This window comes from Microcoleus sp. B7-D4, assembly GCF_036705125.1.
In the GTDB taxonomy this organism is placed as follows: Bacteria; Cyanobacteriota; Cyanobacteriia; order Cyanobacteriales; family Microcoleaceae; genus Microcoleus.
Map to the genome: position 1 here is coordinate 71,673 of NZ_JAUBTT010000014.1, position 12,218 is coordinate 83,890.

At 46.7% G+C, this 12,218-nt stretch carries 6 protein-coding genes; 3 read left to right on the forward strand and 3 right to left on the reverse strand.

Features of this window, described 5'->3' with window-relative positions:
• Positions 1-746 precede the first annotated feature (746 nt).
• Positions 747-3,557 carry a TIGR03960 family B12-binding radical SAM protein gene (locus QUB12_RS08125; RefSeq protein WP_333306317.1) on the reverse strand — a complete coding sequence of 937 codons (2,811 nt, stop codon included), beginning with the start codon at positions 3,555-3,557 and terminating at the stop codon, positions 747-749.
• Between the two features lie 257 nt (positions 3,558-3,814).
• Here QUB12_RS08125 and QUB12_RS08130 point away from each other — a divergent pair, with 257 nt between their 5' ends.
• Together QUB12_RS08130 and QUB12_RS08135 are read left to right on the forward strand one after the other, a co-directional pair.
• Positions 3,815-4,936, forward strand: a complete 1,122-nt coding sequence (locus tag QUB12_RS08130; RefSeq protein ID WP_333141442.1) for a transposase — start codon at positions 3,815-3,817, stop codon at positions 4,934-4,936.
• Positions 4,937-5,496: 560 nt separating this feature from the next.
• Positions 5,497-7,047 carry a reverse transcriptase domain-containing protein gene (locus tag QUB12_RS08135; protein WP_333141444.1) on the forward strand — a complete coding sequence of 517 codons (1,551 nt, stop codon included), beginning with the start codon at positions 5,497-5,499 and terminating at the stop codon, positions 7,045-7,047.
• Positions 7,048-7,218: 171 nt separating this feature from the next.
• Here QUB12_RS08135 and QUB12_RS08140 read toward each other — a convergent pair whose 3' ends face one another.
• Complete coding sequence (locus QUB12_RS08140) at positions 7,219-7,572, reverse strand: STAS domain-containing protein (protein WP_333141446.1); 354 nt, start codon at positions 7,570-7,572, stop codon at positions 7,219-7,221.
• 383 nt (positions 7,573-7,955) lie between these two features.
• Between QUB12_RS08140 and QUB12_RS08145 the strand changes: the two genes are divergently transcribed.
• A complete protein-coding gene (locus QUB12_RS08145) occupies positions 7,956-8,153 on the forward strand; it encodes a hypothetical protein (RefSeq protein WP_015176637.1) in 198 nt (65 codons plus the stop codon).
• 612 nt (positions 8,154-8,765) lie between these two features.
• On the opposite strand, the gene QUB12_RS08150 is transcribed toward QUB12_RS08145, so the two are convergent.
• Positions 8,766-11,594 carry a PAS domain S-box protein gene (locus QUB12_RS08150; RefSeq protein WP_333306319.1) on the reverse strand — a complete coding sequence of 943 codons (2,829 nt, stop codon included), beginning with the start codon at positions 11,592-11,594 and terminating at the stop codon, positions 8,766-8,768.
• Positions 11,595-12,218 lie beyond the last annotated feature (624 nt).

The window sequence follows — 12,218 nt, forward strand, 5'->3', positions numbered from 1 at the left end:
ATTTTAGATTTTAGATTTTAGATTTACTCCACAGATGAATCTGGGAGATTGAACTTTAATCTAAAATCTAAAATTTTGGTTTTCCACGAATTAAGTCGGGGGCTTATTTCCGTTTTTTGACGGGTCAGTCGATTTTAGATTTTAGATTTTAGATTTTAGATTTACTCCACAGATGAATCTGGGAGATTGAACTTTAATCTAAAATCTAAAATTTTTGGTTCTTCACGACTTAAGTCGGGGGCTTCTCTCCGTTTTTTGACGGGTCAATCGATTTTAGATTTTAGGTTTGAGATTTTAGATTGACTCCACAGATGAATCTGGGAGCTGGAACTTTAATCTAAAATCTAAAATTTTTGGTTCTCCACGACTTAAGTCGGGGCTTCTCTCCGTTTTTTGACCCGTCAAAAACATCTATTGTTGAATACCCGCTCTGCGGTTTGAACCGTGAGATTTTTGAATAAGCCGACCACCGACAACCAGTCGATCGATCGAAATTAATCGCTAAATTTGGTTCAGACCCCGCTCCGGCGGGTTTGGCGCTAGATTTAGCCCGTGAATGTACAACAAAAAGGCTTGAAGTCTTGAACAGAAGCAAATTGCACCCAGCCCGCGTTGCTGGTTGACGAGGGCGACGAGCGACTAAAGCGCTCGAGCCGCCGCGGCTTCCATAACAAGCGATTATAGCGTGAAAGGACACATCCCGATCGAGAGCCGAAGGTAAAAAATTCCACCACGGCTTCCCTATCTTAACCATAACCTAGGATTAGCTGACTACGCTCAACCTGCAGAAGCTGAATTTCCTGCTGGCTGACTTGTTCGAGCATGAAAACAATATGTTCTGGCTTGAGCAAGTTGCCATCGCTGCGACAACTGCCAGTAAAGCGCAAAACGGCTCTACCTTCGGATGTACCACTCCTAGCAGAGGTGCTGCTGTCGGGTTTGTGATCTACAAGTTCTAGTTTGTGCAGTCGATCGCGCAAATTGACATCCTGCGTCTTTCCCGACTTAGTAGTATGCACCCGCCAAAAAGCCTCGGTTTCGACGATCGTCTTGACCCAAGCTTCCCAGTTGGCATCAGGAGCCACGCAGACAGGAGCAGCATTTTCCTGGTCTAATTCGCCATTTTCTGTCAACGAACCCCCTACAGCCACAGTAATTGCGTACTCCGCTGCTTCTAACAACTGGTTAGCAGAAGGAGCCTTGAGATCGATCGACTCAACCTTGTAAATCGGAATATTTTCCGGCAGCTTAGCGGCCAACTTTTCCCGAAAACTCTCAATATCGATCGACTCAGTTAGCTCAAAATCGGCAATTTCCCCAGTGCTGGTAACACCCAGAGGCAGAGCATTTGCCAGAGAAATCCGAGGGTTCGGGTGAAACCCGCCGGTAAACGAAATCGGCAAATCGGCTCTGCGGACTACTCGATCGAACAATCGGATCAAATCCAAATGACCAACCAAAGCCATATCGCCCACCTTCCCGAACCAAACCCGAAAACGCTGTTTCCGCTCAGTATTCGGGACAAACTCCCCAGCAAACTCAGGAATTGGCAGCGCCTCCACAACCACATTGTGTCCGAAATCGGTGCCGCAAACCCCACAGCGCGAACACCCTTCAAAGGAACAGTCGGGAACCGTCGCTGCTTCTAAAGCCTTTTGCAAGTCAATTTTCAGCCAGTTTTTGTCGATTCCCGTATCTAAATGATCCCAAGGCAAAGGTTGATCCAGTAGGGGCGGTGCCCCCGTGCCCGCCCCCGCTGGTAGGGGCGGTGCCCCCGTGCCCGCCCCCGCTGGTAGGGGCGGTGCCCCCGTGCCCGCCCCCGCCGTTAAATTCATCCGTGTATCCGTGTCCGCATCCGTGTCGTGCTCCTCTTCCTTCTCAAAAAGATTCCACTCGCCGCTTTCGACTTGGCGGTATTTCCAAGTAAGGCCCGACTCATCGATCGCCTGAGTCCAAGCTTTGTAAGCCTGATCCAAGCTTTCCCACCACGCATCCATACCCGCGCCAAGTTCCCAAGCGCGGCGGACTACAGCAGCCAAACGTCGATCGCCCCGTCCGACAAAATCCTCCATTGCCGAAATCCGCACATCAGTGTAATTCACCTTGACGCCCCGCATCCCCCGAAACTCTTCCTTCAGGAGTTTTTGCTTGCGGGAAAACTCAGCAGTAGAAACCGAGTGCCACTGAAAAGGAGTGTGAGGCTTAGGCGTAAAATTAGAAATTGTCAAGTTAAAAGTCAGTCCCCGCCTGCCATTGATCCTGCATTCCCTGTGCAGCCAGCGGACTGTTTCGGCGATGCCGAGAACATCAAAATCTGTTTCTCCCGGCAAACCGATCATAAAGTACAGCTTGATTTTATCCCAGCCGCGATCGACCGCAGTTTTGACACCCCGAAGCAATTCTTCGTTTGTCAAACCTTTGTTAACGATGTCGCGCATCCGCTGAGTACCAGCTTCCGGCGCAAAAGTCAAACCGCCTTGTCGCGTCCCGCCGAGAATGTCGGCAATATTATCGTCAAATCTGTCAACTCGCTGGCTGGGTAGAGACAGAGAAATATTTTTATCTTTCAGGCGATTTTTGATTTCCATCCCGACTGCTGGGAGTGCCAGATAGTCGGAACAACTCAGGGAAAGCAGGGAAAACTCGCTGTGCCCGGTGGCTTGCATCCCCTGTTCTATCGCCTCTACGACTTGCTGAGGTTCGACATCGCGCGCTGGGCGAGTCAGCATTCCCGGCTGACAGAAGCGACACCCGCGGGTGCATCCCCGGCGGATTTCTACTGTCAGTCTGTCGTGTACTGTCTGGACGTAGGGAACCAGGCCGATCGAATAAGCTGGTATGGGAGTTGCCACGCGGCGCAGAATTCGTTCGGGAACTTGCGGGCGGTTGGGATGAACAGAACCGTCGGCCGCCATATCGTAGAATTGCGGGACGTAGACGCCTGGAATTTGCGCTAAATCCAGCAGCAATGCTTCTCGGCTCAAATTATTTGTTTTGCCTTCTGCCAAAATCAAGCCAATTTCTGGCAGCAACTCTTCTCCATCTCCCAAAGCGATGAAGTCAAAAAAGTCAGCGTAGGGTTCGGGGTTAGAAGTTGCCGTTTGTCCGCCAGCAAAAATCAGCGGCATTTGACCGTTTTGGCGATTAGTCGCTCTTTCTTGCCAAGTTAGTGGAATGCCGGCTAAATCCAGCATTTCCAGAATGTTTGTTGCTCCGAGTTCGTAGCTGAGGCTGAAGCCCAGAATATCAAATTCTGTGAGCGATCGCCTCGATTCTACGGCAAACAGGGGAGTTTTGGTCGATCGTAGTTTTGCTGCCAAGTCGGGGGCGGGCAAATAAGCCCGATCGCACAACTGCCTCGGCAAAGCGTTCAAAATGTTGTAAAGGATGATGTGCCCCAGATTGGAAGCACCAACTTCATACACTTCTGGGTAAGTGAGAACCCAGCGCACAGACGCCGCGTCCCAAGGCTTGTGCGTAGCACCCAATTCGTTTCCCAGATAACGAGCAGGCTGATTAATCTCTGCTGTAAGTAATTCTTCGACTTTTACTGCCACGGCTCGACTCGCTAAATAGTTGCGACTCTTAAGCAGCCTACCTTAAAATCTGCCAATACGCCAACGACAGTCGTCTGTCTTTTCGGCCATTTAACCGAATTTGCTGTGTTTTGTTGCCTGTTCTCGTCGATGAGGAGGCTTTATCAAAGAAATGGGTTTAAAACCCCGTCGTTCTAGGACGGCTTTAATTCCTTCTGAATTTTCCCGATCGTGTTAAAATAGTATGGCATACTAAAGTAGTAAAACAGCTAAAAATAATGAAAGCAAGGTTCCAATACAGATTCTATCCAACCGATAGACAACGCCAGAGTTTGGCTCAGTTGTTTGGTTGTGTAAGAGTTGTTTGGAACGATGCTTTGGCTGTTAGCAGATGTGGCAAATATCCTGGGTACAACACTCTATCCAAGTCTCTAACTATATCTAAAAAGACAGAACAAAGGGCATGGTTGAACGATGTTTCATCCGTGCCGCTGCAACAATCCCTCAAACAGTTAGAGGTTGCTTACAAAAACTATTTTGATTTCCTAAAAGGGAAGAGAAAAGGCAAGAAAGTGGGTCAACCCAAATTCAAAAAAAAGACTAACAGTCAGTCTGCAACTTTTGCTAAAACAGGTTTCTCTATCAAAGGTGAGTCCGTGTATCTGGCAAAAATTGGAAATGTTAGCCCTATTTGGTCTAGGGAGTTACCATCAGAGCCTAGCTCTGTAACTGTACTAAAGGACTGTGCTAATCGCTATTTCTTGAGCTTTGTAGTAGAAGTTAAGCCCGTTCAAATTGATGCTAAAAACCCAAGTGTCGGAATTGATTTAGGGATTAAAACTTTTGCTGTGATGAGTAATGGGGAGAAAGCTAAAAGTCCAGACTATAAAGTGTTAGATCGAAAAATTCGTAAACTCCAAAAAAAGCTAGCTCGGCAATCTAAAGACTCGAAACGCAGAAATAGAACTCGGATTCAGATAGCCAAACTGCACAATCAAATTGCAGACACCCGTAAAGATTTCTTGCACAAGCTGTCAACCAAAATTGTTAGTGAAAACCAAACTATCGTTTTAGAAGACTTGAATGTGTCTGGAATGGTCAAAAACCGCAAACTTGCTAGAGCTATTAGTCTTCAGGGATGGAGAGAATTCCGAACTTTGTGCGAGGCAAAGTCTGAGAAATTTGGTCGAGACTTTAGAGTAATTAGTCGCTGGGAGCCTACCAGTCAAATTTGCTCGGATTGCGGCTTTAAGTGGGGAAGACTGGATTTAAAAATCAGATCGGTTCAGTGTTTGAATTGTGGCACTGAACACGAACGCGATGAGAACGCTGCAAAAAATATAAACAAAGTCGGGATAGGGCATTGCCACGACTCTAAACGGAGTGCGACTCGTTTCTAGGTAAATCAATAACCTAGAGTCCTTACATCGCCTGGGTTTCGACCCTTAAATAAAGTAAGGACAACTGTAGAGGGATGGAGGTGCAAGTCCTCCCCATTAAGGATGATGTGACGCCAAACCTACCCACACAGAGACTGATCATCAAAGTGAAGCTGGGAATAGGACGGGAAAAACAAGGGCTGTGATGCCTGGATACCCGTTAGGCAGGCTGACATGGATAACAAACGTGAATCTTCGGAAAAAGCATCCAAAGAGTACCGATGGAAACGAACATCGGATAACCACACAAGACCCGCACTGAAATTCCGTTAACAAGTGCAATCCTGGGTTGTGGTGGGTGAAGTGGAGAGTCCTAAATCAGTAATTATCACTCTACGGAACGAAGAAAAACGCTTAAATCTCCTGGGGTGGTCGAACAACCCAGGTAGGGCAAATCAAAGCCACATATGAAATAAGCGGGTAGGATGTGACCGAAACGGCAAGAACTAAGGACTCAAGCCTAACTGGTCACGGTCGATAGAGACTAAATCACTTAAGTAGTTGGCTCAGAAATGAAAGTTATGGCGACTCAAGAAATTGAAGTTGATAATTGGAAAGCATTGCCGTGGAAGAAATTCCAGAAGCTTGTCTTCCGCCTGCAAACAAGGATTTATAAAGCTCGGAAGAATGGCGACCGCAAGCTAGTGTGTAAGCTTCAGAAGTTATTACTCAACTCCCAGGCGGCTAAATATTTAGCCGTCAGGCAAGTCACCCAATTAAATCAGGGTAAAGCCACAGCAGGGGTAGACGGCAAAACTGCACTGAACTACAAAGAACGGATGCAATTAGCCCAAGACCTTCTAAAAGGCTGGAAGAAGTGGGAACACCAAAAACTACGAAGAGTAAATATCCCAAAAAAGGATGGCACTCAACGGAAATTAGGAATACCCACTATTAGTGATAGAGCGTATCAATGTCTACTCAAGTATGCGCTTGAACCCGCCGCCGAGGCAACATTCCACGGCAATTCATACGGGTTTCGACCAGGAAGGGGGGCGCACGATGTCCAGAAACGACTGTTCTCAGCCTTAAGGTCTACCAGCGATGGAATATCCAAAACCATACTGGAAATGGACATTGAAAAATGTTTTGACCGGATAAGTCACGAGACAATTCTGGAAAAGACAGAACTGCCAAAAATCGCTCTTAAGGGTTTAAGACTTGCCATTAAAGCAGGAGTTAGAGGGGAGTACCCATCGTCAACGGCAGGTACTCCACAAGGGGGGGTAATTTCCCCACTATTAGCCAATATAGCTCTCAACGGAATCGAAGATTGCTTCAAGAATAAAAACATCACCTGTTTAAGGTATGCTGACGACCTCGTATTTCTCTGTAAACCAGGGGTTGACCAATACGGACTACGTTTAAGCATCAATTTATTTCTTGAAGAACGAGGGTTGCAGGTTAAAGAAAGCAAAACCAAGCTCGTAAAGGCAACAGAAGGATTTGATTTCTTAGGATGGAACTTCAAAGTCAAGCCTAATGGAAAATTCATCAGCACTCCATCCCAGGAAAATACCCAAAAGGTAAAAGCCAAGATTAAAGTGACGATGAAAGATAGTAGATTCACCCTCCTTCAAAGAATCGCCAAATGCGGCTCATTGGTAAGAGGCTGGAGAAACTATAACCAATTCTGTGATATGACCTCACACGACCTATGGGCACAAGCCTATTGGACATGGAAATATATCCGCAAACAAGGGAGTTTCGACCGTCAAGGTACAACTGAAGTAATCCATAAGGCATTCCCTATGGTACCTTGGAGAGCTTGTTCCCATAACAATGTGACCGGAGATAAATCCCCGTTCGATGGCGATTTAACCTACTGGGCTAAGAGAGAAAACAAGAATTACTCAGCGATTAACACATCACTTCTGAAGCAACAAAATCATAAATGCAAAGCTTGTGGACTGTCATTTCTCAGTGGCGATAAGGTAGAGCTACATCATGCGGATGGAAACCATAATAATTGGCAGAAATCTAATTTACAGATGCTCCACCGTCAATGTCACCAACACCAGCCTATCCACGGAGAAGCCCGTGTAGCTCGAAATTCTCAAAAGGAAAAGTAGATATTGACGCTTGAGCTGTATGCAGTGAAAGCCGCACGTACAGTTCTGAAGGAGAGGTGTCCTGTGGCAACATAGGCATCGACTCTAACCACAGAGACAGAGTAAGACGACTTCGGTTGCGTCAGTCAGTGAAGTGTCAAGAATCACCGCACTTTTAGGGCGGTGAGTATGTCAACAGTGTTGTTTTACGCAGGAGTTTTCGGCATCAAAGCTATCGACATTTTCAAATATCTCAAAAACTCGATCGAGTTGGCTGAGTTCCAGAATCATCTTAATCCCAGGGGATACCGAGCAAAGACTAAACCTGCGCCCCATTTTTTTCGCCTGCTTGAGGCCCGAAACCAATGCCATCAAACCTGCACTGTCAATAAATTTTACTTCGGCCAAATCTACGAGTACCGCTACAACTCCGGGGGCTGCAATTGCTGTCGTTAGTTGTACGTCGAATTCTCCGGCGGTGGCTGCATTCAGGTAGTCTAGGGGTCGAATCACCGTAATTGGTTTATGGGCAAGAAGTGTCTGCATATGTCAAACCTATGATTGCTACGTATTTTCAACTACTGCGCTGGACGGATGTAAGCCTAAACCTACTTGATTACTCTGAGCCTAACTTAATTTGAGGCAAACTGACCAGTTGTTGTCAGTAGTTTTACTGAATCTTTATTTATTGACTCTTTTTTATGAAGTTTTGCGTAAGATTTGGGGAGGAAACGTAAGCTACTATACTATTTTTTATTTATGCCTGTAGGTTTAGTCTTGGCAACTATAAAAATTGCGATTGACTTTGCCGTAGCTGTTAGATAAAACTGAACAATGTAATTTAAATCACTTATTAGTTCTGATCTAGATCACCTGTTTGCTCGACAGTTTAGAGGAGAATAAAACTGTACGGAGTTCTCCGACTTACTATGCAAGCAACTCATGCTATTCGTCAACTTGTAGAAAAAGCCCTCTACATTAAGCAGTTGACGCCTGACATTGAAAACGAAATCAATTACGAGCTCACCCGTTTGGGGTACATCTCGGATATTGATTATGAGGCTTTAGAGTTATTAATGGATGAAATGGATGCCGGTCGGGTGCAATTGGTATCTAGTCGTCGATAGTGGGAATCGGGCGGCGAGTCCACATCCAAGAATCAAAAAATCCTTGCACGGCGGGCAATAGAGGAGTGTTATAAGCATTTACGCCGGCCGAAGATTTTTCTAATGAAGCATCTCGTTGCTGAACTTGATATTTGAGGAGATACTGTTAAGGGCGATCGTCCCTGCACCTGTGATCAAAAGCTAAAAACTTTGACTTAAATTAAATCTATAACTTTTGGGGTATGACAAATTAGGTTGATTGTGATCCACTTTTTGGCTTAATGAAGCACCTAGTTGTGAACTTGATGTTTGAGGAGATACTGTTAAGGGCGATCGTCCCTGAACCTCATACAATTTTAGATTTTAGGTTTTAGATTTTAGAAGTCGGACTGCTGATGATCAGGGTTTGAAACTTTTCTACAGTTGCATTCTTTTTAAAAGCTGTTATCAGTATCAAAAACTACAGACTGTGATCTAAATTAAATTTATAACTTTTGGGGCTTGACAAATTAGCTCTAATTCTGATTAATACTAAAAAAAGTTTTTCTTGGATTCGAGCGATCGCTCGAATCCAAGAAAATTGATGTGTAGTTACGACATCGGTCATCGCGGAGTCAATCTAAAATCTAATATCTAAAATCTAAAATCGTTCGATCGCGCCGCCAAACTTGCCACCACCGCCACCAACTCAGCAGGCTCGATCGGCTTGGGCACGTAAATTTGAAAACCTTGCTGCAGTGCCCGTACCCGTTCCTCTACCCTACCAACCGCCGTAAACGCCAACGCCGGAATCTCCCTGTCCACCATCCGCGATCGCACTTGCTGCAGCAGAGCCTCTCCATCAGGGGCCTGCATCTCGATATCGATCGCCAACACATCTGGATTCAGCCTTTCAATCGCCTCCAGGGCTTCGATTCCCGACCTAGCGGTCTCCACCAAGGCCCCGCAATCTTCGAGCACTGTACAGGTAAAATCGAGGGAATCAGCGTCGATATCGACCACCAATACCCGCACTCCCGAAAGATTGCTGCTGACAAAAGACTCCTTTACAGCGGCTGGCGTCTGGCTTTGAGGAGCCCCAAACTCCCCCGACCCGGAAACAGAAAATCCGCCGTCGCCACGCGGCTGTTTAATTGGCAATCTCACCAAAAAGCTCGCTCCCTGTCCCTTCCCAGCCGATGCCGCTTGCACCGTCCCCCCGTGCATTTCCACACAATGACGCACTAGCGCCAAACCCAAACCCAATCCGTTGTACGATCGCCTTATAGAGCTGTCAGCTTGGCTGAACCGCTCGAAAACGTGCGGCAAAAACTCTTGTGAAATCCCTTGTCCCGTGTCGCTGACCTCAATTTCGACACTAGCGGGCGACAAATTTTTACAGCAAGCCAATTCCTCACCGGCAAAAGTCCTCTCCATCTTTCGCACCGCCACCCTCACCTGTCCGCCATCGGGAGTAAACTTAATCGCATTCGACAGCAAATTCCACGCCACCTGTTGCAAGCGGCCGGCATCGCCACAAATCCGCCCCACAGTTGGGTCGAAATCCGTCACAATTTCAATATTTTTTGCCCCAATCGCGGGCGCGAGAGTCTTTATCGCAGCCTCAACAGTCGAAATCACATCCACCCACCGCAAATTCAGCGACAGTTTCCCGGTAATAATCTGCGACACGTCCAGCAAATCGTCGATCAGAGTTGCCAGCGAGCGCGTATTGCGGTCGATCGTTTCCAGAGCGCGAACAGTCGTTTTTTCGTCAAACTTGCGGTTTCGCAACAGTTGTGCCCATCCCAGCATCGCATTCAGCGGCGTCCGCAATTCGTGGGATAAAGTTCCTAGAAACTCGTCTTTAATCCGGTTCGCCCGCGCCAATTCCTCGGCTCGATCGTGCAGTTCTCTTTCCAACTGCTTGCCAACCGTCAAATCGAGAATAAAAGCCACAGATTCTTGTCGCTTTTGCGCCAGCAAAACATATCCGATCAGCACCGGAATCCGGCTACCGTCTCTCCTCCAGAATTCCTTTTCGTAGGGAGTGCAAACTCCCGTTTCTTGTGCCTCTGCAATCCCCTTCTCGTCGAGAGATCGATACTCCGCCGGCGTGCTCTCAATCCAGTTTAATTCCCCGCGCTGCAACTGTTCCCGCGTGTAACCAACTATTCGCAAAAATTCATCGTTGGCCTCCATGATACGGCCGTTAACATCCCCGAACATAATGCCGATCAAGTTAGCTTCGACCAACATTCTCAGCTTTTCTTCGCTAGCTTTGAATGCAGCTTCTGCTTGCTTGCGATCGCTAACGTCTTGGATGTAAGCCGACAAACCAGAATCGGAAGGATAAAAACGCACCTTCAACCACTTATTCCATAGCGGCACGAATTCTTCATACTCGATTGTTACCTTTTCTGCTACTGCTTGGGTAGCCATTTTGTAACCCTGTAAATCGACCGCCCAGGGAAATATCTCCCAAACCTTTTTACCGATCAGTTCTACTTTTGGTCTGCCTAAAAGCTCAATAGCTTGGTGGTTGACATAGGTATAGTTCCAATTTAAATCTACTGCGATAAAAGCATCGGTAATGCTTTCGAGAATGTTAGTAATTCGATAGTTTGCCGATTGCAGCGCTTTAGCTGTTTCTTCTGCTTGCAACCTCGCTGCTTGTTCGCGAGACAAAGCGGCAGCGCGTTCTTGTTCTGCCTGTTTTCGATCGCTAATATCGATGTAAGAACCGATGTAACCTGCAAAAGTGCGATCGGGCCTGTACCGGGGTACACCTGTACCCAAAACCCAGCGATATTCCCCGTCATAGCGTCTCAGCCTGCATTCGAGCCGGTACTCGCTGCCAGCGTCGAAGGCTTTTTGGTAAATATCCAAACATTCTGGCAAGTCATCAGGGTGCAAGTTTTCCATCCAACCCGTGCCCATTTCTTGCGCCAAAGTTCTACCGGTAAACTCCAGCCAAACTTTGTTAAAGTAATCGCCAAGTTGGTCAGTGTCCGACATCCAAATCATCACCGGCGCGGTATCTGCCATAATCCGAAATCGAGCTTCGCTCTCCTGCTGCTGTGCTTCGGCTTGCTTGCGCTCGTTCCGTTCTTGAACTTCCCGCAGGGCCCGCTGAATCGACGGCACCAAGCGTATCAAACGGCGTTTGAGAACATAATCAGTAGCGCCGCTTTTCAAAGTTTCGATCGCCACTTCCTCGCCCAAAGTAGCCGACACAAAAATAAACGGCACTCCCGGACAAGTAGTGTGGGCGATTTCCAATGCAGCTATCCCGTTAAAACAAGGCAGCATATAATCTGCCAAAATAATGTCAAAACGTTGTTTTTCCAGCGCCGTGGCAAAGTCTTCTCGATTTTCCACACACACCAGAGAAAATTGGAGCCCGCCATCCATTAGATATGCCTCAATCAGTTCGGCATCTAGGGGACTGTCTTCTACTAAGAGGATATTGAGCGTTTTCACAAAAATTCCTTTTACTTAAATATTAATTATCGGATACAAAATTTTATCGGGCTGCGGCTGGTTAAGTGAAGCCCAAAAAAGTCTTGCGTTTTGAATCGCTTAAAAAAATGTAAAAATCAATTGGTTTCATGAGTTGAGCATTCACATCTCAATCCTAACTTCTCATCAAGTCTATTGCTGCTTGCCGCGAGGTAAATCCCCCCTCTGACTTGATTGGCTAGTACGCTTGTTTTTCCTTAACTTTCGTCTGCGTCCCAGGAATCGGCACCGCTGGAGTCTTGCTTCTATGCAACCGTTTAGCTATACCCTGTTGAACAAATAGTTTCGCGCTTCTGGCTAGAAACAACTAGCTATGTAGTAATTTATCTCGCTTGCTACTAACTACTGCTACCTCGTTTGGCAGATTATTTTTTTGTAGTGATGCCCATGTTAATTCTATATTGTTTTGTCGCTCCTCTCAAACTCCAATTCCCTTGAATTCTCCCCTTATTTCCTGAATATCGATCGATCCTGTCAAAAAAAGTCAAAGTTCCTGGTCTGTCTGCTTTACTTTTTGCGGGATTTGCCTACCATGCAATACTTGCAACCGGGCCAACAGTTGGCTTGTCGATCGCCGTCGCCCCT

What these genes read in the sequence shown, in the direction of transcription:
- QUB12_RS08135 (WP_333141444.1), top strand. Translation starts at nt 5,497, where the DNA reads ATGGCGACTCAAGAAATTGAAGTTGATAATTGGAAAGCATTGCCGTGG.
- QUB12_RS08130 (WP_333141442.1), top strand. Translation starts at nt 3,815, where the DNA reads ATGAAAGCAAGGTTCCAATACAGATTCTATCCAACCGATAGACAACGC.
- QUB12_RS08145 (WP_015176637.1), top strand. Translation starts at nt 7,956, where the DNA reads ATGCAAGCAACTCATGCTATTCGTCAACTTGTAGAAAAAGCCCTCTAC.
- QUB12_RS08140 (WP_333141446.1), bottom strand. Translation starts at nt 7,572, where the DNA reads ATGCAGACACTTCTTGCCCATAAACCAATTACGGTGATTCGACCCCTA.